We start from the raw sequence: 22,323 nt of genomic DNA, 5'->3' as shown, positions 1-22,323 counted from the left end.
CGGACATGGAACTGCCGGACCGGACCACGTCATCGGCGCTCACCACCGTCGAGTTCACCCCCGGCACCGGGGAGCGGGCCGCCGAGCTGCTGGCCGGTGACCCGCGCGCGGTGTTCCGCCGGCTGCTGCGCGACCAGGAGTCCGAGGCCGCGCAGCTGGCCGCGCGCCGGATCGTGCACGCCTTCCTGCCACCGCCGGGAGAGGGGGAGACCAGCACCGAGGACGTCAGCACCGAGGACGTCGTCGCCGTCGTCGCGGACGCGCGGGCGCGGATCGGGGTCCTGCTCGACGCCCTCGCCCGGCACGAGCCGGCGCACCGCCGGGCCGCCGCGCGGGAGCGGGCGGTCATCGGCCAGCTCGGCGGCTGCTGGCTGGACACGGTGTCCTCACCGGCCACCCAGCCGGCGATCATCGTCAACCGGCTGCTGCGCGACCACCTCACGCTCAAGGGCGACGGCAGCCCGCAGCGCTCGGTGCACCACGTCCGGCACCGCGCGCTGGAACAGGACGGGATCGACCTGCCCGACCTGGCGGCCGACGCGTTCCTCACCGCCGCCAGGACCCGCCCGCTGACCGCCTGGCACGCGTGCTTCCACCTCGCGCTGTCCCGGGTGGCCACCAGCCTGCTGCCCGAGGTCGTCGGCGCGCACTACGCCTTCCACGCGCTGGCCGTCGACGACCGGCTCGCCGGCGTGCCGCCCGTGCTGGCCGAGCACGGCCTGCGGGCCACGCTCGCCGAGTACCTGTCGCTGACCGCCACCTCGCCGAGGGGCCCGGCCGAACGCGCCCGGCTGCGCGCCTCGGTGGCCCGCGTCGTCGAGCTGGAGCTGGAGCAGACCCGGCTGCTGGTCGAGCTGGCCGACTGGCACGCCGGCCGCTCGGTGCACTCCCGGGTCGCCGACATCGTCGCCCGGCACGCGCCGTTCGCCGGCCGCCAGCACGGCGGTGTCACCGTGCGTGGGCAGCGGCTCACCGACACCTTCGCCGACCCCGACCTGGACCTCGCCGCGTTCCTCGACGAGCTGCGCCGCTCCCGCCAGGTCAAGCCGCTGCCCACCGGCGGCTGCCGGCTGCTCGACGCGCTGCGCTTCGGCGGCCCGATGTTCGGCATCTTCGACGAGGACGAGGCCGCGACCCTCGCCGAGTGGGTCGCGCTGGCCCAGAGCGGCGACCGGTCACCGATCGAGATCGACGAGAACCGCGCCGGTGACGACGCCGCCGCGCGCCTGTCCGCCGCGGTGGCGGCGGCCGACCCGCCCCACGTGCGCTTCGCCGACCCCGGCCTGCCCGACGAGCGCGAAACCCTCTACCGGCTGGTGAACGTCGAGCACTTCCCGAACCTGCTGCCGCTGGCCAGGCGCCGGGCGCTGCGCGGCCTGGTCGACGCGGAGATCATGTTCACCCACGGCGCGCGCGGCCGGTTCACCGACGCCAGCTGGTTCGACTACTCCCCCGAGGCGCTCGCCGCCCGCGTCGACCGGGTGTACTGGGAGAAGCTCGTCGAGCCCTACCGGCCGCTGACCGAGATCCCCGGCCGCGAGGAGGTCCGCTTCGGCCAGGCCGACCTCGCGCTGGGCAACCTGATCGACGGCACCTGGGCACACCGCATCGGCAACGTCGGGCGCTACCGGCGGGCCAGCGACGGCCTGCTGCTGGCCATCTACGCCGACGAGATGGGCCGGGGCGAGCTGGCCAAGAACCACCTGACGCTGATCCACCAGGTGCTGGCCAGCATGGACTTCGTGCTGCCGCACCTGCGCTGCCCGGAGTTCCGCGAGCAGGACCAGCTCTCCGAGAGCCACCGGCAGTACGAGTCGGCCAACCACCAGCTGAGCCTGTCGCTGTTCCCGGACACCTTCTACAACGAGATCCTCGGCTACAACCTCGGGATCGAGATGTACGGGCTGGGCCAGATGCGGATGAACGAGATCCAGCGCCTGCGCCACCACGGTTTCGACACCGCCTACGAGGAGGCGCACCTGACGATCGACAACTTCTCCGCCGGCCACTCCCGGCAGGCGGTGGACGCGATCACCTCCTACCTCGACGACGTCCGACGTGATCTCGGACCGTCCTCTGTAGACACGGAGTGGCGGCGGATCTGGCGTGGCTACGCCTCCTTCGCCTACTTCGCCGAACCCCAGCTGATGGCCGAGCTGACCGACACCCCCGTGGCCGACGCCCCCGCCGAGAACGCGAACGAGTTGGTGATCTGACGTGAGCACGTCCTTCGACCGGGAGATCCTCGGCCTGCCCTTCTACGAACCGCGACACCTCGACCACGCGCAGCGCCTCGACCGCTGGTGCGCCGGGCACACCGACCTGTGGGACGTGCCGCACGAGCAGGACGAGTTCCGTGAGCAGGCCGTGCGGCGCACGCTGCGCGCCCTGGGCGAGGACGGCTGGTTCGGCTTCCTCGACCCCGCCAACGGACGGCCGGCCGACGGTGACTTCCGGACGCTGTGCCTTGGCCGCGAGATCCTCGCCTACACCGACGACACCCCCGACAACTGCTTCGCCGTGCACACCCTCGCCGCCCGCCCGATCACCCGCTTCGGCACCGACGCCCAGAAGGCCCGCTACCTGCCCGGCCTGGCCAGCGGCGAGCTGATCGCCTCCTTCGCGCTCTCCGAACTGGACCGGGGCTCGGACATCGCCGGCCTCGGGCTGCGCGCCGAGCGCGACGGCGAGGACTACGTGCTCAACGGCGACAAGGCGTGGATCGCCCACGCCGCCATCGCCGACGTGCTGTGCGTGATCGCCCGCACCGGCGAGGGCCCCGGCGCGCTGGGCCTGACCGCGTTCCTGGTCCCCGGCGCCAGCCCCGGCCTGCGGGTCCGCGAACGGATCGCCGCCATCGCCCCGCGCGCCTTCGCCCACCTGGACTTCGAGGACTGCCGGGTGCCGGCCGAGTGTGTCCTGGGCCGGCCCGGCCAGGGATTCGTCGTGGCCATGGACATGCTGGACCGCTACCGGATGACCGTCGGCGCCGCGGCCGTCGGCTACGCCCGGCGGGCCGCCGACGCCGCGCTGGGCTGGGCACGCGCCCGGCCGATGGGCGAGGCCACCCTGTTCGACCTGCCGACCATCCGGGCCACCTTCGCCGACATGGAGGTCAAGCTCAACGCCGCGGCGCTGCTGGTGGCGCGGGCGGCGTGGGAGACCGACACCGGCAACCGGCGCTTCGCCCGGCACTCCAGCATCGCCAAGCTGCACGCCACCGAGGCCGCCCAGGAGATCGTCGACGCCTCGGTCCAGGTGTTCGGCGCGGCCGGTCTGGTCAGCGGCAGCGTGCCGGAACGGCTCTACCGCCAGGTGCGGGCGCTGCGCGTCTACGAGGGCACCAGCGAGATCCAGAAGACGATCATCGCGAGCGCGATCGACCCGCGCCGGGCCACCCCGGCGAACCCGGAACGGAACCGGGCCTTGACAGAACGTTGACCATGCGGGCACGGTCGCGCCATGCCGGTGGTGGGTTCACGCGGGCGGGGCCAACACGACCGCCGAGTTGTGGCCACCCATCCCGATCGAGGACTTGACCGTGATCCCACCGGAGATCGGGGTCGGGCCGTCGAGCAGGTTGGGGTGGCCGGGCGCGACCGTCGGCGGCGCCGGCAGCAGCCCCCGGTCGTAGCCCAACGCGCTCACCGCGACCTCGATCGCCGAGGCCGCGCTCTGGCAGTGCCCGGTCAGCGGCTTGACCGAGAACACGGCGGTGTCGTCGGGGAAGATCTGTTCCAGCACGGCGGTCTCCGCGCGGTCGCACTGCTCGGTGCCCGGCCCGTGGGCGTTGAGGAAACGCACGTCGGCGGCCGAGGTCCCGGTGGTCTCCAACGCCTCCCGCACGCAGGCCATGATGTGGGTCAGCTCCGGGTCGATCGACGTCACGTGGTGCGCGTCGTGGGACATCGCCCCGCCCAGCGCCAGCGCGTAGGGCCGGTCGGAGCGGGTGGAGAGCACGAACGCCACCGACGCCTCGCCGACCACGAAACCCCGGCTGCCCTCCTGGAACGGGCGGCAGGCCGCCAGCGGCTCCTCGTCGACCACCGCCACCCCCAGGCGCACGAAGTGCCGGACGTTCTCCGGGGTCAGCGACAGGTCGGTCGCCACGAACACCACGTCGTCCACGACACCGGTGTCCAGCCACGACTTGGCGGTGATCAACGCCGCGTTGCCGGACGCGCACATCGCCGAGACGGTCATCGCCGGGCCGTGGAAGCCGTACTCGCGCATCAGCGTGGTCATCGGCGTGGACGGCATCAGCGCCAGGTACTCGTGCACCGGCAGGTTCCCGGCGCGGGCGGTGTACAGCTCGCGCCACAGCTCGACCTCGCCGAGCACGACCGCGTGCAGCAGACCCACCCGGCGGCCCGGCCGCCAACCCCTGGTCCCGGCGTCCTGGATGGCCTCACGGGCGGCGGCGCGCATGGCCCTGGCGAACCTGGTCTGGCCGTCCTCGGGATCACCGCCGTCGGGAACCCTGGCCGCCCACACCGGTTCGCCGGAGTCCGGGTCGGTCAGCGCCCGCGCGGCCGGTGTGCCGGAGACCAACCCGTCCCACAGGTTCTCCCGGCCCCAGCCGTAGCCGCTGACCGCACCGATTCCACAGATGCCGAGGTGCCGCGCAACCATCCACGCTCCCCTCGTCGTTCGCCGGGCCGGCGCGCACAACGGGAAAGGCACCATGACCAGCGCCGACCCAACCATGATAACCGCGCCACTAAGGTGGGACGGCTCGAACGTGACGGGGATAATCCACATTGGTCATTCCACAACGGAACGGACGGAACATGGGGCCAGGCGGCCAGGACATGAGCGGCCTAATGGGCGACACGGGTATCGTCCATGAGGCGGTAACCGAACTGACCCTCTCGGCGGGGTCCGCCATCGTCTGGACGTTCGATCCCAGGACCGCCGCCATCACCTGGACCCCCGGCCTGGACGCCCTGATCGGTCTGGCCGGCGCCGAGGACGACCAGGTCCGCGCCCGTCTGGCCCAGCTGGTTCGCCCGTTGGTCACCGCCGCGGGCACCGACCCGGCCTGGCAGGGCTACGAGCTGGAGCAGCCGTGCCCGCTGCCGGACGGGACCGTGCGCCGGATCCGCTTCCGGGCGCGGGTCTCCGCGCTGTCGGACAACCGCACGCTGATCGGCGTGGCCACCGACCTGAGCAGCGGCCACGACAAACGCCAGGAACTCAGCGACCGGTACCGCCTGCTGGTCGACCTGACCCCGGACGCGATCGTCGTGCACCAGGCCGGCCGGCTGGTGTACGCGAACCCGGCGACCGTGCGGTTCGCCAGGGCGGCCTCCGCCTCGGACATGGTCGGCCGGCCGATCGTCGACTTCGTGCACCCGGACTCCCTGCCCGACCTGCTCGAACGCATCTCCCAGCTCGACGAGCCCGGCGCGACCAGCGGCGCGTCGGACACCGTGCTGCTGCGGGTGGACGGCACCACGATCACCGTCGAGTCGGTGGCGGTGCGGATCACCTGGGAGGGCACCCCCGCCTACCAGGTGATCATGCGGGACGTCTCGGCGCAGAAGGCGGCCGAGGCCGCGCTGCGCTACCAGGCGGCGCTGGTGGCCCACGTCAGCGACGCCCTGATCGCCACCACCGAGCACGGGATCGTCACCAGCTGGAACCCCAGCGCCGAACTGGTCTACGGGCACCACGCGTACGAGGCGATCGGCCAGCCGATCGACCAGTTGGTCGGCGCCCCGCTGGACCCGGCGGTGATCCTGGGCGCCGGCGGCGTGGTCCAGGCGGTGCACCGGGGCACCGACGGGCGGCTGCGCGCGGTGCGGGTGTCGGTGGCGAGCATGGACGGCGGCTACGTGCTGATCTGTGCCGACGAGACCGCCCGCCGCCGCGCCGAGCAGCACTTCACCTCGGTGGTGGCGGCCATCGAGGAGGGCGTGGTGGTCACCGGCGCGACCGGGCGGATCGAGTCGGTCAACCCGGCCGCCGAGCGCATCCTCGGGGTCACCGGCCAGGACGTGGTCGGCCTGGCGTCCTCGCTGGCCGAGCTCTACGACGAGAACGGCGCGCGGCTGCCGCAGTTGCGCTACCCGACCGCCTACACCCGCCGCACCGGCCAGCCGCGCAACGGCCAGATCGTCTGCGCCACCAAGCCCGACGGCAGCCGGGTGTGGCTGTCGGTCAGCTGCCGGGCACTCAACCCGGACGACGAGCCGCCGCTGGCGGTGGTGGTGTCGATGACCGACATCACCGAGCGGCGGATGATCGACGGGAGGCGCGAGTACGAGGCCACCCACGACGCGCTCACCGGCCTGTACAACCGCACGGTCGCCATCGCCCGGCTCAACCCGGCGCAGCGCGTCCGGCGCTCGGGCTCGACCGCGGTGCTGTTCATCGACCTGGACAAGTTCAAGGTCATCAACGACTCGCTGGGCCACGCGATCGGCGACAAGGTGCTGCAGATCGTCGGCACGCGGCTGTGCGGCAGCACCCGCGAGGACGACATCGTCGGCCGGCTGGGCGGCGACGAGTTCGTCGTGATCGCGCACGACATCTCCGGCCCGGAGGCGGCGACCGGGCTGGCCGAGCACATCCGCACCGAGCTGAACCGGCCGGTGGCCGTGGACGGGCGGCGCCTGCACATCGACGCGAGCGTGGGCATCGTGATCGCCGGCGAGGACGACGGCCGCCAGGGCGACGAGCTGCTGCGCGACGCGGACCTGGCGATGTACCAGGCGAAGACGAAGGGCCGGGGCCGGCACGCGTTCTTCGACGTCGACCTGCGCGAGCGCACCCACCGCCGCCTCCAGCTCGAACAGGACCTGCGGGAGGCGCCGCGCCGGGGCCAGCTGTGGCTGGCCTACCAGCCGATCGTGGACCTGCGGACGGGCGAGACGACGACCGTGGAGGCGCTGCTGCGCTGGAACCACCCGCGCTACGGGCTCATCTCGCCGGCGGAGTTCATCCCGCTGGCCGAGGACAGCGACCTGATCAACCTCATCGGCGGGCACATGCTGCGCATGGCGACCGAGGAGATCCTCGGGCCGCGCCAGCGTTATCCCGGCCTACAGCTCACCGTGAACCTCTCGGCCCGCCAGCTCGACGACCCGGCGCTGGTGCCGGCCGTGCGGGAGGCGAGCCAGGTCTCGGGGCTGCCGCCGAGCGCGATGTGCCTGGAGATCACCGAGAGCGCGCTGATGCTCGACCCGACCGCCGCCGGCCGCACCCTGGCCGCGGTGCGCGAACTCGGCGCCCGGCTGGCGATCGACGACTTCGGCACCGGGTACTCGTCGCTGGCCCAGCTGATGACCCTGCCGCTGGACACGCTCAAGATCGACCGCACGTTCGTCTCCGGCCTGGGTGAGTCCCGGGACGCGGAGGCGATCGTCACCAGCATCATCGCGATGGCCCACGCGGTGGACCTGACGGTGGTCGCCGAGGGTGTCGAGCACGAGCACCAGCTGGAGATCCTGCGTGAGCTGGGCTGCGACCTGGCGCAGGGCTACCACCTCGGCCGGCCGGTGCCCGCGGACCAACTCTGACCCTTTTCGGGGATTCTGCTCGGCGCCGTCGAGGAGGAGGATTCACCCGTGACCACCGGGGGGATCCTGCGTGCGGACCCGGACTACGCGGCGACGGCGCGGCTCGACGAGCTGCGCAGGACCGAGTACGGGTACCTCGACGAGCAGGGGCACGTGTACCTGGACTACACCGGCGCCGGGCTGGCGGCCCGCGCCCAGATCGCCGCGCACGCGACACGGTTGTCCGGCACGCTGTTCGGCAACCCGCACTCGGTCAACCCGACCAGTTCGGCGGCCACCGAGATGGTGGCGCGCACCCGGGCGCGGGTGCTGGCCCACCTCAACGCCGATCCCGACGAGTACGTCGCGGTCTTCACCCCGAACGCGACCGGCGCGGCCCGGCTGGTGGGCGAGGCGTATCCGTTCTCCCGCGCCTCCCGGCTCGTGCTGACCTGCGACAACCACAACTCGCTCAACGGGGTGCGGGAGTTCGCCCGGTGCGCGCGGACCACCACCGACTACGTCCCGGGCACCGCCCCGGACCTGCGGGTCGACCCCGAGGTGCTGACCGCCGAGCTGACCAGGGGTCGCCGGGGCCTGTTCGGCTACCCGGCGCAGAGCAACTTCAGCGGGGTGCGCCACCCGCTGGAGTGGGTGGGTCTGGCCAGGGACCTCGGGTACGACGTGCTGCTCGACGCGGCGGCCTACCTGCCGACCGCACGGCTGGACCTGTCGGTGATCCACCCGGACTTCCTGATCGTCAGCTGGTACAAGCTGTTCGGCTATCCGACCGGTGTCGGGTGCCTGGTGGCGCGCCGGGAGGCGCTGGCGAAGCTGCGGCGGCCGTGGTTCTCCGGTGGCACGATCAAGGCGGTCACCGTCGGAACTCCGTGGCACGCCATGGCTCCCGACGAGTCGGCGTTCGAGGACGGCACCCTCAACTTCCTGTCCATACCGGACGTCCACTTCGGACTCGACTGGTTGGAGGGGATCGGAGTCGAGCTGGTCGGCACCCGGGCGCGCTGCCTGACCCGCTGGCTGCTCGACCGGCTGACCGCGCTGCGCCACAGCGACGGCAGCCCGATGGCGGTGGTCTACGGGCCGCTGACCACCGAGGGCCGGGGCGGCACGATCGCGTTCAACCTGCTCGACCGGGCCGGCCGGATCGTGGACGAGCGGCTGGTCGCCGCCGAGACCTCGGCCGCCGGGATCTCCTTGCGTACCGGGTGTTTCTGCAACCCCGGGGTCGGCGAGGGCGCCTTCGGCCTCGGCCTGGACCGGCTGCGCGCGCTCGGCACGTCGGCGTCCGGCTCGTTCGAGGAGTACCTGCGGCTGCTCGGCCTGCCCTCGGCCGGCGCGATCCGCGTCTCCTTCGGCATCGCCTCCACCGCCGGTGACGTGGAACGGTTCGCCGAGTTCACCGAGCGCACCTACCGCGACCGGCTCACCGGCACCGACGGCCTGCCGCCGCGTGACCGCTGCTGACGCACTTCACCGCCGGACAACAGGTGTTTGTAGGATCAACGACGTGCCGGCGGAGTTCACCCTTCTTGGAGAAGTTCAGGTTCTCGTCGACGGCCAGCCGGTCGATCTCGGGCACGCCAGGCAACGTTGCGTCCTCGCGGTCCTGCTGGTGGACGCCAACCGCCTGGTGCACACCCCGGCGCTGGTCGACCGCGTCTGGGGCGACCAGGCCCCGGCCCGCGCCCGCAACGCGCTCTACGGCTACATCCACCACCTGCGTGCCGCGCTCGACGGCGCCGCCGACATCCAGCGCAAGGACGGCGGCTACCTGCTGGAGGTCGACCCGAACACCGTTGACCTGCACCGTTTCCGCGCCCTGGTCGCCTCGGCCCGCGCCACCGACGACGACCGGCACGGCCTGACGCTGCTCGACGACGCCCTGGCCCTGTGGCGCGGCGAGGCGTTCGCCGGGACCTCCAGCCCGTGGCTGGACGGTGTGCGCGACACCCTCGACCACGACCACCTGCAGGCCCGGCTCGACCACCACGACCTGGCCCTGGGCCACGGCCGGCACGCCGAGGTGCTGCCCGACCTGCTCCGGCTGGCCGAGGAACACCCGCTGGACGAACGGATCGCCGGCCAGCTGATGCTGGCGCTGCACCGGTCGGGCCGCTCGGCCGCCGCGCTCGACCACTACCACCGGCTGCGCCGGCGCCTGGCCGACGACCTCGGCGTCGACCCCGGCCCGCGCGTGCAGGAGGTCTTCCAGCTCATGCTGGCCAACGACTCCCCGCCCGAGCCGCGCACACCCGAACCGGCACCGGCCGAACCGCCACCGGACGCGCCGACCGCCGACCAGGTCAAGCCCGCGCCGGGACCGCTGCGGTCGCGGACCGGTGTGATCGTCTCCATCGCGGCGCTGATCCTGGTGATGGCCGGCGTCCTGGTGGCCACCCAGACCCTGCGCCCGGACGACCCGCCGGCCGGCGCGAGCCCCAGCGACACCGCCGGGTCGAGCCCCGCACCGTCGATCTCGCTCGACCCGAGGATCCCCCAGCCCGCCGTCTACGACTTCCAGCTGGTGCACTCGTCGCTGTGCCTGTCGGAGCGGCCCGACCAGAGCAGCGGGGACGGAGAGGTGATGCAGACCGACTGCCGCACCGACGTCCCGGTGTACTCCCTGGTGCCGTGGCTCACCGGCGTCTATCGCATCCTGTCCGACCACCCCCAGTTCGGCGAGGGTTGTCTCGGCGTCCGCAAGGCCCTCAAGGATCCGGGCGCCCCGGTGTACAACGACTACTGCGACCTGGAAGCGGCCGAGGAGTTCTCGGTTGAGCCGTTTCCCTCGGTCAAGGACGGGTTCCTGATCCGCGCCATCCACTCCGGGATGTGTCTGATGGCCGAGAACGCCTCAGTGATCAAGGAGACCCCCATCATCCAGGCGCCATGCACGCCCGACGGCGCCGGTCAGGTGTTCCGGCTGATCCCGCCCGTGGGCTGAGCCTCAGGACGGCTGGCGGGGCGCCCGGACCTCGATGAACGCCCGGATGCCGGCCACGATCCCTTCCAGCGGCACGGGCATCGTCGTCGTGGCGGCGATCTCGCCGATCACCTTCGCCGGCAGCTCCGGCGCCCCGGTCAGGTCGGCGGCGATCCACGCGGTGGTGCGGCTGGGGACCTTGGGCAGCCGGGACAGTCCCTCGGCGATCGCGTCCAGCTCGGCGGCGGCCAGCCCGATCTCCCCGCGCACGCCGTCGTCGGCGACCGGGCGGCAGACCCGCTCCTCGGCGCCCTTGCGGTACACCACGCTCTTGGCCGCCGGCAGCACCACCAGCGGGTCGGCGCACACCGCGCAGCCGGCGTCGTCGCGGCCGAACGGCCCGCGCACCATGCAGCTGGCCCGGTCGGGGGTGGTGCTGAGGAACCAGAACGCCCAGCAGGACTGGCAGCAGAACACGTCGGTGGTCGCGCCGTGCCACTGCTGGGCCACGGCCGCCTCCTGCTCGCGGACCAGCCGGCGGGCGAACTCCTCGCGGTCGGCCGCCTCCTTCTCGGTGGTGTCGGTCAGCTCCGCGATCCGGCCCCGCAGGTCGGCATTGGCGCCGAGCAGCTCGGCGTTCTCGCTGGTCAGCTCCTCCACCGTGGTGCCGAGTTCGGTCAGCGCACGCTCCTGGCGGGCCCACTCCGCGCGGTGACGCTCCCGCTGTCGTCCCTGGGCCTGCTCGGTCTCGTCCATGACACGGTCGACCGCCGACCGCACGTCCCGGCGCACCGCCTCGCGCACCGGGGCGAAATCCAGGAACCACGACCAGAACCGCCCGCCCATACCGCAACCGTAGCGACCCGGCCCGTGATCCATCCCCCGGGCCGGGTGCGACACTCCGGATCAACTCACGGCACAGGTACTCCCGTTGAGCGTGAACGCCGCCGGTTCACCGGTGTCACCGGTGTGCGTGGCCTGGAATCCGAAGCCCACCGACGCGGTCGGGTTGATCGTGGTGTTGTAGCTCGCCGGGCTCGCGGTGAGCCGTCCGCTGGCCGGGGCGTAGCTGGCGCCCCAGCCCGACGTGATCGCCTGCCCGCCGGGCAGGGTGAACTCCAGCGACCACCCGGTGATCGGCGCGGTGCCGGTGTTGGTCACGGTGATGGCGGCGGTCAGGCCGGTGTTCCACGGGCTCACGACGTAGGACACCCGGCAGCCGCCGGTGGGCGGCGGCTCGGTCGGGCCGCCGTCGGTGAGGCCGAAGAACTCCAGCACCCGCGCGGCCATGCCGCCCATCGGCAGGTTGTGGCCAACGCCCTGCAGGCTGATCGCCTCGACCGGGGCGGTGGCGCCGGTGCCGCCGTAGCGGGTCCTGGTCCAGCCGGACTGCGGGCTGTCGGTCTGGGTCGGGGTCTGGCTCACGCCGTGGACGTTGGTCCACTGCTTGATCTGCTCGCCGAAGTTGGGGTAGCGCAACGTCGAGTCCTCCGTGCCGTGCCAGGTCTGCATCCGTGGCCGGGGACCGGTGTAGCCGGGATAGGACGCGCGGACGAGGTCGCCCCACTGCTGCGGCGTGCGCGTGATCTGGCCGTTGGCGCACTCGCTGTTCCAGGTGTTGGGCGGGGTGGTGGCGAAACAGCCGAACGGGACGCCCATGAACGCCGCGCCGGCCGCGAACACGTCGGGGTAGTTGCCGAGCAGGACGTTGGTCATCATGCCGCCCGAGGACGCGCCGGTGACGAAGACCCGGGTCGGGTCGGTGGCGTAGCGCTGCTGGACGTAGCCGACCATCGAGCGGATGCCGACCGGGTCGCTGCCGCCGTCGCGGTGCAGCGCCTCCTGGGTGTAGACGTCGAAGCACTGGCCGGAGCGGGTGGCCGACGGGTAGATCACGATGTAGCCGTACTGGTCGGCGAGCCGGGCGAACTCGGTGCCGCTGTGGAAGGCCGGTCCGGAGCCGGTGCAGTAGTGCACGGCGACCAGCACCGCCGGCCGGGGCGGGAGGTTGTCCGGGACGTAGAGGTGCATGCGCAGGTTGCTGGGGTTGGTGCCGAAGTTGGTGATCTCCACCAGCGAGGCCGCCGAGGCCGGGGCCTCCAGCCGGACCAGCGCCGCGAGCACGAGCGCGACGACGCCCAGCCAGCTCGACAACTTTCTGCGGAACTTCACGGGCACTCCTCGGGCAGGGGAACGCGACACCTCGATTCTTGTTCCGAAAGTTTCCGAAACTCAAGAACCAAAGTGTGGACGATTCCGACGTCCGACAGGCGCCGGAACACCCGAAAGTTTCGGTCCAGACTGGAGTCAACTGGGCGTGCAGGCCGTGCAGAGGACCCACCGGTCGGTCACCAGCCCACCGGCGAAGGTGAACAACGCCGCCCAGCGACCCCCGGCGAGAGCACCTCGGGGATCACCGTCAGGTCCGGACGTTCCCGATCTCGTCGTGGAACCGCCGGACCTGACCCCTGTTCGGGCCGGTCACGCCCCCTGCTCCTCCTCGACCTGCCGGTTCCAGTCCCGCTTGGTCGCCTGCCAGCGGTCCTCGTCGTGCCCGAGCCGCCAGTAGCCCGAGATCGACACCCGCGCCCGCGGCACACCCCGGTCCACCAGCAGCAACCGCCGCAGCTCCTTGACGAAGCCGGCCTCACCGTGCACGAACGCCTGCACGTCCCCCGGCGGGAAGTCCAGGTCGGCCACCGCGCGCACCAGCGGCACACCGACCCGCTCGGACCCCCGGTGCAACCAGGTCACGCTCGCCTCGCCGGGCGTCTCCAGCTTCTGCTCGTCCTGCGGCCCGTCGACCTCCACGAACACGTGGGCCCGCGCCCCGGCCGGCAGCCGCTCCAGGCTCGCGGCGATCGCCGGCAGCGCGCTCTCGTCGCCGGCCAGCAGGTGCCAGTCGGCGTCGGCCGACGGCGCGTACTCCCCGCCCGGCCCCATGAACTGGACCTCGTCGCCGGGCGCGGCGCGCATCGCCCACGGGCCGGCGAGGCCGACGTCGCCGTGCAGCACGATGTCGACGCTCAGCTCGCGGCTGTCGGCGTCCCAGCGGCGCACGGTGTAGGTACGCATCCTCGGCCGCTCCTCGCCGTCCACCGGGAAGAGCATCTTGATGTAGTGGTCGGTGAACTCCCCCGCGGAGAACTCCGCCAGGCCCTCACCGCCGAGCACGACCCGGGTCAGGTGCGGGGTCAGGCGTTCCACCCGCACCACCCGGGCCTGCTTGGGCCTGCGCTCCCGGCGCGCTCCCCCGGCTGGTGTCCTGCGAGGTTCGGTCATGCCGCGACACTACGCCGGTGGTCGTCGCGCCCAGGAGCGCGATGCCCTACGTTCGATACAACCAATGGGGAAGGATCCTGCATGGCGCACGCCGTCATCCGGGCCGAGGAACTGAGGTGCCCATGAACATCAAGAAGGCACTCCTGCTGTCAGCGGCCGCGGTTTTGGTGTACACCCTCATCGCCCACCCGACCCAGCTCGGCGACGGCGTCCAGTCGATCTTCGGCTGGATCGGGGACGGCATCCAGTCGGTCTTCGCCTTCTTCCGCAGTGCCGTCGACTAGATCAACCAGTAGGTCAACCAGGGCCTAGCGGCTGACCGCCCCGGCGAACCTGGGGCGGTTGCCCGCGGCCGGACGCCGACGCGGCGGCCGGGCACTGGGCACCGCGGCCCGCCCACGGCGCCACGGCAGCGGGTCCTCGACGCTGGCGAGCTGACGCGGCCGGCGACGCGGCGCCGGCCGCTCACCGACGATGCAGGCGAGCGCGATCATGCTGGCCGCCAGCCACAGGTTGAGCCAGTCGTTGGCGGTGTTCAGCGCGCCGCCGGACCCACTGGTCAGCACGGTGACCGCGCCGTAGTGCCACAGCACGTACAGCACGCCACCGGCGATGAGGAAGCGTCGCGAACCGCGCACGCTGCGTACAACAGCGAGCCCCGTGAGCCCGAAGACGAGGTGCACCACGGAGTTCAGGCCACTGGTGCGCAGCACCGTGCCCTCCGCCAGTCCCAGCACGCCTGCCAGCAGGAACACCACCGCGATGACCGCGACCACGAGTCGCCCGGTCTTCTCCCTCATCGATACCTCCCCGGTCTCACTGAGTGATCGCCGCGCCCGGCTGCCCCGTTATGGCCTTGATCAAACCAGCTGGAACCCGCCCTTTCGGCACACGACGCGCATGATCACTCAGACGAGTTGATGGGCGGTACCGTTCCATCGATCTCGCTGCGGTACAAGCGAATTGGGTCCGGCGTGTCGCCGGTGAACCGATCGGCGAAGCGTGGCAGGATGCCCGGGCGCCCGAGATCAGCCCTCGTCCTCGGTGGTGCGGACGACGGCGACCGGACACGGAGCGTGGTAGAGCATGTGCTGGCTCGTCGACCCGAGCAGCAGCCCCCGGAAGCCGCCCCGGCCCCGGCTGCCGACCACCACGAGCTGGGCGTGCTTGGCCGCCCGCAGCAACGCGTGCGTCGCCCGCTCCCGCCGGATCTCCCGGTGCACGTGGACGTCCGGGTACTTCTCCTGGAAACCGGCCAGCCGTTCGCCGAGCAGCTCGCCCGCCTGCTCGGCCAGCGAGCTGAAGTCCAGCGCGTCGGTCCCGCCGGCGAAGGCCACCTCCAGCAGCAGGTCGGTCCAGGTGTGCACGGCGATCAGGTCGGTTCGGCGCATCGAGGCCGCCTCGAAGGCGTAGGCGATCGCCGCCTCGCCCACCGGGGTGCCGTCGACGCCGACGACGACCGAGCCCTCGGTCGGCGGCGCGTCCTCGGCGGTCCGGCCACGCACGACCACCACCGGGCACAGCGACCGGCCGGCCAGCGACACCGAGGTCGAACCGATCAACAGGCCGGTGAACCCGCCAAGGCCCCGGCTGCCGATCACCAGCTGCGAGGCCTGCCGGGACTCCTTGACCAGCAGCGGAACGGCCGGGGCGAGCTCGAAGACCTCTTCGGTGCGGATGTCGGGGGCCGTCGCCCTGGCGACACGGGTGCCCTCGGCCAGCCAGGTCCGGCCCTGCTCCTCCAGCGCGGTACGCAGCACCTGCGGGTCGATGATGCCGCCCGGGTACCCCAACGGCACCTCGCAGGCGTGCACCAGCCGCAGCGCGACGCCGTGCCGCGCGGCTTCCTCGGCGGCCCACGCGATCGCGTTCGTGGCCCGTTCCGACCCGTCCACCCCGACGACGACCGGTCCTCCGGTAAGCGTGCTCATCGGCTCATTGTCGGCGGTCGCGGGGGCGCTCGCGACCTGAGCGCCCCCGTCCGAGCAGCTCACGGACCTGCCGGGCGATCTCCCGGTCCTCCCTGGCGGTGACCACGAACGTGCGCACGGCGGCGCCGCCGGCCGTGATCTCGGTGTCGGTCACCTGGTCGCCGGCCACGGCCCGGTTGGCGTCCTCGTCCAGGCGCACCCCCAGGAAGCCGAGGCCGGCGGCGGCCGCGGTCCGCACGGGCGGCTGGTGCTCGCCGACCCCGCCGGTGAACACCAGCGCGTCGAGCCCGTCCATGGCCGCGGCCATGCCGGCGATCTCGCGGCGCAGCCGGTGGGTGTAGACGTCGAACGCGCGGACCGCCCGCTCGTCGCCGGTCTCCACGCCCTGCCGCACCTCGCGCAGGTCGCCGTCGCCGCCGGTGAGCCCGGCGAGACCGGACTCGTGCTCCAGCGCGTCGCCCAGCGACGCCACGCTCATCCCGCCGTGGCGCAGCAGCCACAGCAGCAGCCCGGGGTCGACACTGCCCGGGCGGGTGGCCATCACCAGGCCCTCCAGCGGGGTGAAGCCCATGGTGGTGTCGACCGAGCGGCCGGCCAGCACGGCGGCCAGCGAGGCGCCGGCCCCCAGGTGGCAGGTCACCACCCGCGCGTCGCCGCGACGCAGGAACTCGGCGGCGCGGCCGGCGGCGTAGGCGTGGGACAGGCCGTGGAAGCCGTAGCGGCGCAGGCCCCACCGCTCGTTCCAGTCGCGGGGCAGGGCGTAGGTGGCCGCGGCGGCCGGCAGGTCGCGGTGGAAGGACGTGTCGAAGCAGGCGACCGCCGCGACGTCGGGCAGCACGGCGGTGATCGCGTCGATGCCGGCGACGCCGCGCGGCTGGTGCAGCGGGGCGAGCTCGGCCAGGGCCGCGATCCGCCCGCGCACGTCGCCGGCGAGTCGGACGGGACCGGGGAACTCGGAGCCGCCGTGGACGACGCGGTGGCCGACGGCGTCGACCGTGCCGAGCCCGGAGACGAACCGTTCGAGTTCGTCGGTCTCCCGCCCGCCCGACCAGCGGCCGAGGTCCAGGGCGGCGACGACGTCGTCGGCGTCGTCGAGCAGCCGGACCTTGAGGCTCGACGAGCCGGCGTTGACCACGAGCACGTTCATGCCGGGCTCCTCAGTACGGCCAGGTCCAGTCGCGGACCTCGGGCAGGTCCTCGCCGTGTTCCCTGGTCCAGCGGTGGTGGCGGATCCGGGCGTCGCTCATCCGCTGGCGCAGCAGCGCGGTCCGCTCACCGAGCCCCGGCACCCGGTCGAGCACGTCGATGACCAGCCGGTAGCGGTCCATGTCGTTGAGCACCAGCATGTCGAAGGGCGTGGTGGTCGTGCCCTCCTCCTTGTAGCCCCGGACGTGGAGGTTGGCGTGGTTGGTGCGGCGGTAGGTCAACCGGTGGATCAGCCACGGGTAGCCGTGGTAGGCGAAGATGACCGGCCGGTCGCGGGTGAACAGGGCGTCGAACTCGCGGTCGGTCATGCCGTGCGGGTGCTCGGTGTCCGGCTGCAGGCGCATCAGGTCCACGACGTTGACCACCCGCACGCGCAGCGACGGCAGGTGTTCGCGCAGCAGCGCGGTGGCGGCCATGACCTCCATCGTCGGCGCGTCGCCGGCACAGCCCAGCACGACGTCGGGCTGCTGGTCGCCGGTCTCGCCGCCGGCCCACTCCCAGATCCCGGCGCCCCGGGCGGCGTGCAGCGCGGCCTCGTCCATCGACAGCCAGTCCGGGGTGGCGTTCTTGCCGGCCACCACGACGTTGACGTAGTCGCGGCTGCGCAGGCAGTGGTCGGCGACCGAGAGCAGCGTGTTGGTGTCCGGCGGCAGGTAGACCCGGATCACCTCGGCCTTCTTGTTCATCACGTGGTCGATGAAGCCGGGGTCCTGGTGGGAGAAGCCGTTGTGGTCCTGGCGCCACACGTGCGAGGTCAGCAGGTAGTTCAGCGACGCGATCGGCCGCCGCCAGGCCAGCTTCTTGCTGGTCTCCAACCACTTGGCGTGCTGGTTGAACATCGAGTCGACGATGTGGATGAACGCCTCGTAGCAGGAGAACAGGCCGTGCCGCCCGGTGAGCAGGTAGCCCTCCAGCCAGCCCTGGCACAGGTGCTCGGAGAGCACCTCGACGACCCGGCCCTCGGTGGCCAGGTGTTCGTCGACCGGCAGGAGTTGCGCCTGCCACTGTTTGGCGGTGGCGTCGTAGACGGCGTCGAGCCGGTTGGAGGCGGTCTCGTCCGGGCCGAAGATCCGGAAGTTGCGGCTCACGGCGTTGCGCCGCACGACCTCGCAGAGGAACCGGCCCAGTTCGCGGGTCGGTTCGGAGCTGGACCCGCCGTGCTGGCCGACCAGCACGCCGTAGTCGCGGAAGTCGGGCAGTGCCAACGGTGTGAGCAGCAGGCCGCCGTTGGCGTGCGGGTTGGCGCCCATCCGTCGGGTGCCGGTGGGCGCCTGCTCCAGCAGCTCCGGGACCGGGCATCCGCTGTCGTCGAACAGTTCCTCGGGCCGGTAGGAGCGCAGCCACCGCTCCAGCAGCGCGAGGTGCTCGGGGTTGTCCCGCACGCCGGAGAGCGGAACCTGGTGGGCCCGCCAGGTTCCCTCGACCAGCACACCGTCCACATCGGAGGGACCGGTCCAGCCCTTCGGGGAGCGCAGCACGATCATCGGCCACCGGGGGCGGCCGACCCCGCCCGAGCGCGCCGCGCGCTGGATCGCGGCGATCTCGGTGAACACGTCGTCCATCGTGGACGCCATGTCGCGGTGCATCCGCGCCGGATCGTCGCCGGTGACGTAGCGCGGCGCGTAGCCGTAGCCGCGCAGCAGCGCGTCCAGCTCCTCGTGCGGGATGCGGGCCAGCACCGTCGGGTTGGCGATCTTGTACCCGTTCAGGTGCAGGATCGGCAGCACGGCGCCGTCGTGCACCGGGTCGAGGAACTTGTTGGCGTGCCAACTGGTGGCCAGCGGCCCGGTCTCCGCCTCGCCGTCGCCGACCACGCACGCCACCACCAGGTCGGGGTTGTCGAACGCGGCGCCGTAGGCGTGCGCCAGCGAGTAGCCGAGCTCACCGCCCTCGTGGATCGAGCCGGGGACCTCGGGCGCGACGTGGCTTGGCACCCCGCCGGGGAAGGAGAACTGGCGGAACAGCACCCGCATTCCCCGCTCGTCCCGGGCGACCTCCGGGTAGTCCTCGGAGTAGCTGCCCTCCAGCCACGTGTTCGCCAGCAGACCCGGGCCGCCGTGGCCCGGACCCGTGACGTACATCAGGTCCAGGCCACGGTCGCGGATGATCCGGTTCAGGTGGACGTAGACGAAGTTCAGGCCGGGCGTGGTGCCCCAGTGCCCGAGCAGTCGCGGTTTGATGTGCTCCACCCGCAGCGGTTCCCGCAGCAACGGGTTGTCCAGCAGGTAGATCTGCCCGACCGACAGGTAGTTCGCCGCCCGCCAGTACGCGTCCACCGACCCCAGGACGTCGCGCCCCGGCTCCACCGCCAACGCCTCAGCCATGCCCGTAGCATCACCCAGATCACGGGCACCCGCATGTCAGCGGCCGGCGGCGGACTCCGTGGGCAGCCGGACCTGGAAGTGCGTGTCGCCGGGTGCGGAGACCACCCGCAGGTCCCCGCCGTGCCGGTTGACCACCACCCGCCACGACACGTCCAGCCCGAGGCCGGTGCCCTGGCCGACGCCCTTGGTGGTGAAGAACGGCTCGAACACCCGCCGCCGCAGCTCCGCCGGGACACCGGGGCCGGTGTCGATCACTTCCACCAGCACGCGGTCGCCGTCCAGGGCGGTACGCAGGGTGATCGTGCCCTCGCCGTCGACGGCGTCCACGGCGTTGTCGATCAGGTTGGTCCACACCTGGTTCAGCTCGGCGGCGTAGGCCGGGATCCTGGGCAGCGAACGGTCGTAGTCCTTCACCACCCGCACGCCGTCGGGGATCTTGCCGGCGAGCATCACCACGGTGGCGTCCAGGCCCTCGTGCACGTCGATGGTCTGGTGGGCCGAGCGGTCCAGCTGCGAGTACTGCTTGGCCGCGCCGACCAGGGCGGAGATCCGGCCGGTGCTGTCCTTGATCTCCAGCAGCAGGTTCTCGGTCTCCACCGTGTAGGCCAGCCAGCGCAGCGCCGGCTCGAAGAAGTCCGGCTCCACCACACCGGCCAGCTCGTCGAGGTCACTGACGGTGATTCCGGCGGTGACGAACACCGGCGCGAGGTCCCAGCCGCCGGTGACGTCGCGGTCCTCCAGCCACTCCCCCAGCTCGTCCTCGCGGTCGGCGACCTGGATCGGGGTGAGCCTGGGCGCCTCGGCGATCCGGTCGACGAACTTGTCCTGGATCTTGGTCAGCCGGTGCAGCTGGAGGCCGTCGAAGTGGCCGTCGGCCAGCAGCGCCAGCTTGTGGCGCATGCCCGCGACCCGCTCCCGCAGCGTCTCGGTCGCCCGGACCGCGGCCGCCGCCGGGTTGTTCAGCTCGTGGGTCAGGCCCGCGGTGAGCTTGCCCAGCGCCAGCAGCCGTTCGCGCTGGGCGACCAGCTCGTCGGAGTTGCGGATGCCGACGAACATGCCCTGCAACAGGTGCACGGCCATCGGGAACCACTCGGCGAACCTCGGCGCGAACTCCGCCACCGGCAACGCCAGCAGCTCACAGTCGGTGATCGCGTTGAGCGAGGCCATGTAGTGCTGGTCGACCTGGTCGCCGAGGTAGAACTGGGTGGCGCCGGCGTAGACGCCAGGGGAGTCCGAGCGCACCACCTCCACCTCGTCGCCGCGCACCCGGCGGGTCAGCGTGATCGTGCCGGACAGCAGCACGTAGAAGCACTCCGCCGGATCGCCCTCCGGCGCGACGACCTCACCGGCGGCGCACGAGACGACGTCGGCGGTGGCCGAGATCCAGGCCAGCTGCTCGTCGGTCAGGTGCTCGAACAGGAACAGCTCGCGCAGCGCCGACGGTTCGATGGTGGTCACCGCTCCTCCAGGTACCGGTGTACCAGCGTCACGGCCATCGCGCCCTCGCCGACCGCCGAGGCGACCCGCTTGACCGACTGGGCGCGCACGTCCCCGGCGACGAACACGCCCGGCACGCTGGACTCCAGGTAGTACGGGTCGCGGTCCAGCGTCCAGCCGGAGGGCCGCGAGCCGTCCACGACCAGGTCGGGGCCGGTCCACACGAATCCGCGCTCGTCGCGCCGCACGAGGCCGTCGAGCCAGTCGGTGCGGGGGGCGGCGCCGATGAAGATGAACAGGTGGTGGGCGTCGACGACCTCCTCGGTGCCGTCGGTGGCGCGCAGCCGCAGCCCTTCGAGGTGGTCGCCGCCGCGCGCCTCGACGACGGTCGTGCCGGTGCGCACGTGGACGTTGTCGATCGCCTCCAGCTGCTGGACCAGGTAGTGCGACATCGACGCCCGCAGCGACGGGCCGCGCACGACCAGCGTGACCGTTCTGGCGTGCCGGGCGAAGAACACCGCGGCCTGCCCGGCGGAGTTGGCGCCACCGACGATGTAGACGTCGCGGTCGGCGCACTCGGCCGCCTCGGTCATCGCCGAGCCGTAGTACACGCCCCGGCCGACGAGGTCCTCGACGCCGGGGGCGTCGAGGCTGCGGTAGGAGACGCCGGTGGCCAGGATGACCGCGTGCGCGGCGATGCCGCTGCCGTCGCCGAAGCGCACGGTCCTGGCCGAGCCAGCCACCTCCAGGGCCGTCACGTCGCGCGCGGTGAGCATCTCGGCACCGAACTTGACCGCCTGCCGGCGGGCGCGGTCGGTCAGCTGCGAGCCGGACACGCCGTCGGGGAAGCCGAGGTAGTTCTCGATCCGGGAGCTCTGTCCGGCCTGACCACCGGCCGCCTGGCGTTCGACCAGCAGGGTGCGCAGCCCCTCGGACGCCCCGTAGACCGCCGAGCCGAGGCCGGCCGGGCCGCCGCCGACGACCACCAGGTCGTAGAAGTCGGTCTCCGGGTCGACGGTCAGGCCAACGGCCGAGGCGATCTCGGCGTCGGTGGGCGAGCGCAGCGCCTGCCCGTCGGGGGTGATCACCACCGGGATCTCGGTCGGGTCGGCCGACGCGGCGTCGAGCAGCCGGTGGCCCTCCGGCTCGTCGATGCTGTAGTAGCGGTAGGGCACGGCGTTGCGGGCCAGGAAGTCCCGTGCGGTGAACGTCGGCGCCGACCACCGGTGGCCGACGATCTTGATCTCCTCGACGGCCGGCACGGCAACGTCGCACCACAGCTCGATCAGCGCGTCGACGACCGGGTAGAGCTTCTCCTCCGGCGGATCCCACGGCTTGAGCAGGTAGTGGTCGACGTCGACCAGGTTGATCGCCTGGATCGCGGCGTCGGTGTCGGCGTAGGCGGTGAGCAGCGCCCGGCGGGCACGCGGGAACAGGTCCATCGCCTGCTCCAGGAACTCGATGCCGTTCATCTCCGGCATGCGGTAGTCGGCGAGCATCGCGGCGACCTGTTCGCCGCGCAACTTCAGCTCCCGCAACGCCTCCAGCGCGTCCTTGCCGGAGGACGCGCGGACGATCCGGTGCCCCTCGCCGTAGCGGCGGCGCAGGTCGCGGGCCACGGCCCGGGAGACCCCCTCGTCGTCGTCGACGGTCAGCAGGACGGGCTTGTTCACTCGTTCACACTCCCAAGGTCCGGC

16 protein-coding genes are annotated in these 22,323 nt (G+C 72.3%); 6 read left to right on the top strand and 10 right to left on the bottom strand.

Annotated elements, in window-relative coordinates:
* Positions 1-5 precede the first annotated feature (5 nt).
* Together BLA60_RS02335 and BLA60_RS02330 are read left to right on the top strand one after the other, a co-directional pair.
* Entirely contained in the window at positions 6-2,216 is a 2,211-nt protein-coding gene (locus BLA60_RS02335; protein ID WP_075130983.1) for an iron-containing redox enzyme family protein, read from the top strand.
* Between the two features lies 1 nt (position 2,217).
* Positions 2,218-3,441 (top strand): acyl-CoA dehydrogenase family protein, encoded by a 1,224-nt coding sequence (locus BLA60_RS02330; RefSeq protein ID WP_075130982.1) that lies wholly within the window; start codon positions 2,218-2,220, stop codon positions 3,439-3,441.
* 36 nt (positions 3,442-3,477) lie between these two features.
* On the opposite strand, the gene BLA60_RS02325 is transcribed toward BLA60_RS02330, so the two are convergent.
* Positions 3,478-4,632: a beta-ketoacyl synthase N-terminal-like domain-containing protein gene (locus BLA60_RS02325; protein ID WP_075130981.1), complete on the bottom strand. Its 1,155-nt coding sequence runs from the start codon at positions 4,630-4,632 to the stop codon at positions 3,478-3,480.
* 191 nt (positions 4,633-4,823) lie between these two features.
* On the opposite strand from BLA60_RS02325, the gene BLA60_RS02320 reads away from it, so the two are divergent.
* The 3 genes from BLA60_RS02320 to BLA60_RS02310 are packed head-to-tail and all read left to right on the top strand — an operon-like array spanning position 4,824 to position 10,467.
* Entirely contained in the window at positions 4,824-7,523 is a 2,700-nt protein-coding gene (locus BLA60_RS02320; protein WP_245811789.1) for a sensor domain-containing protein, read from the top strand.
* A 48-nt stretch (positions 7,524-7,571) separates the two neighbouring features.
* On the top strand, positions 7,572-8,987 hold the full coding sequence (locus BLA60_RS02315; protein WP_154814062.1) for an aminotransferase class V-fold PLP-dependent enzyme: 1,416 nt from the start codon (positions 7,572-7,574) through the stop codon (positions 8,985-8,987).
* A gap of 43 nt (positions 8,988-9,030) precedes the next feature.
* Complete coding sequence (locus BLA60_RS02310) at positions 9,031-10,467, top strand: AfsR/SARP family transcriptional regulator (protein WP_075130979.1); 1,437 nt, start codon at positions 9,031-9,033, stop codon at positions 10,465-10,467.
* A gap of 3 nt (positions 10,468-10,470) precedes the next feature.
* On the opposite strand, the gene BLA60_RS02305 is transcribed toward BLA60_RS02310, so the two are convergent.
* The 3 genes from BLA60_RS02305 to BLA60_RS02295 form a co-directional block, all read right to left on the bottom strand.
* The gene (locus BLA60_RS02305) at positions 10,471-11,292 is read right to left on the bottom strand and encodes a hypothetical protein (protein ID WP_075130978.1); all 822 of its coding nucleotides are present in this window, start codon (positions 11,290-11,292) and stop codon (positions 10,471-10,473) included.
* Positions 11,293-11,352: 60 nt separating this feature from the next.
* Positions 11,353-12,618: an extracellular catalytic domain type 1 short-chain-length polyhydroxyalkanoate depolymerase gene (locus BLA60_RS02300; protein WP_075130977.1), complete on the bottom strand. Its 1,266-nt coding sequence runs from the start codon at positions 12,616-12,618 to the stop codon at positions 11,353-11,355.
* A gap of 309 nt (positions 12,619-12,927) precedes the next feature.
* The gene (locus BLA60_RS02295; RefSeq protein WP_075130976.1) at positions 12,928-13,728 is read right to left on the bottom strand and encodes a siderophore-interacting protein; all 801 of its coding nucleotides are present in this window, start codon (positions 13,726-13,728) and stop codon (positions 12,928-12,930) included.
* Positions 13,729-13,850: 122 nt separating this feature from the next.
* Here BLA60_RS02295 and BLA60_RS42910 point away from each other — a divergent pair, with 122 nt between their 5' ends.
* Complete coding sequence (locus tag BLA60_RS42910) at positions 13,851-14,012, top strand: hypothetical protein (RefSeq protein WP_154814061.1); 162 nt, start codon at positions 13,851-13,853, stop codon at positions 14,010-14,012.
* 24 nt (positions 14,013-14,036) lie between these two features.
* Here the strand turns inward: BLA60_RS42910 and BLA60_RS02290 are convergent, their stop codons facing one another.
* The 6 genes from BLA60_RS02290 to BLA60_RS02265 form a co-directional block, all read right to left on the bottom strand.
* Entirely contained in the window at positions 14,037-14,528 is a 492-nt protein-coding gene (locus BLA60_RS02290) for a DUF4383 domain-containing protein (protein WP_075130975.1), read from the bottom strand.
* Positions 14,529-14,756: 228 nt separating this feature from the next.
* Complete coding sequence (locus tag BLA60_RS02285) at positions 14,757-15,659, bottom strand: universal stress protein (protein ID WP_075131458.1); 903 nt, start codon at positions 15,657-15,659, stop codon at positions 14,757-14,759.
* Positions 15,660-15,663: 4 nt separating this feature from the next.
* A complete protein-coding gene (locus BLA60_RS02280) occupies positions 15,664-16,806 on the bottom strand; it encodes an acetate/propionate family kinase (protein WP_075130974.1) in 1,143 nt (380 codons plus the stop codon).
* Between the two features lie 10 nt (positions 16,807-16,816).
* Positions 16,817-19,189 carry a phosphoketolase family protein gene (locus tag BLA60_RS02275; protein WP_075130973.1) on the bottom strand — a complete coding sequence of 791 codons (2,373 nt, stop codon included), beginning with the start codon at positions 19,187-19,189 and terminating at the stop codon, positions 16,817-16,819.
* A 36-nt stretch (positions 19,190-19,225) separates the two neighbouring features.
* Positions 19,226-20,647 carry an ATP-binding protein gene (locus BLA60_RS02270; protein WP_075130972.1) on the bottom strand — a complete coding sequence of 474 codons (1,422 nt, stop codon included), beginning with the start codon at positions 20,645-20,647 and terminating at the stop codon, positions 19,226-19,228.
* Positions 20,644-22,299: an NAD(P)/FAD-dependent oxidoreductase gene (locus BLA60_RS02265; RefSeq protein WP_075130971.1), complete on the bottom strand. Its 1,656-nt coding sequence runs from the start codon at positions 22,297-22,299 to the stop codon at positions 20,644-20,646. The genes BLA60_RS02270 and BLA60_RS02265 overlap by 4 nt, the downstream gene beginning before the upstream one ends.
* Positions 22,300-22,323 lie beyond the last annotated feature (24 nt).

The sequence above is a fragment of the Actinophytocola xinjiangensis genome (assembly GCF_001921215.1).
GTDB lineage: Bacteria > Actinomycetota > Actinomycetes > Mycobacteriales > Pseudonocardiaceae > Actinophytocola > Actinophytocola xinjiangensis.
Note: the sequence above shows the minus strand (reverse complement) of the source record. Positions and strands in the feature narration are given on the sequence as shown.

Coding starts and splice junctions, on each gene's coding strand:
- BLA60_RS42910 (WP_154814061.1), top strand. CDS start 13,851: ATGAACATCAAGAAGGCACTCCTGCTGTCAGCGGCCGCGGTTTTGGTG.
- BLA60_RS02335 (WP_075130983.1), top strand. CDS start 6: ATGGAACTGCCGGACCGGACCACGTCATCGGCGCTCACCACCGTCGAG.
- BLA60_RS02290 (WP_075130975.1), bottom strand. CDS start 14,528: ATGAGGGAGAAGACCGGGCGACTCGTGGTCGCGGTCATCGCGGTGGTG.
- BLA60_RS02325 (WP_075130981.1), bottom strand. CDS start 4,632: ATGGTTGCGCGGCACCTCGGCATCTGTGGAATCGGTGCGGTCAGCGGC.
- BLA60_RS02305 (WP_075130978.1), bottom strand. CDS start 11,292: ATGGGCGGGCGGTTCTGGTCGTGGTTCCTGGATTTCGCCCCGGTGCGC.
- BLA60_RS02295 (WP_075130976.1), bottom strand. CDS start 13,728: ATGACCGAACCTCGCAGGACACCAGCCGGGGGAGCGCGCCGGGAGCGC.
- BLA60_RS02320 (WP_245811789.1), top strand. CDS start 4,824: ATGGGCGACACGGGTATCGTCCATGAGGCGGTAACCGAACTGACCCTC.
- BLA60_RS02275 (WP_075130973.1), bottom strand. CDS start 19,189: ATGGCTGAGGCGTTGGCGGTGGAGCCGGGGCGCGACGTCCTGGGGTCG.
- BLA60_RS02280 (WP_075130974.1), bottom strand. CDS start 16,806: ATGAACGTGCTCGTGGTCAACGCCGGCTCGTCGAGCCTCAAGGTCCGG.
- BLA60_RS02285 (WP_075131458.1), bottom strand. CDS start 15,659: ATGAGCACGCTTACCGGAGGACCGGTCGTCGTCGGGGTGGACGGGTCG.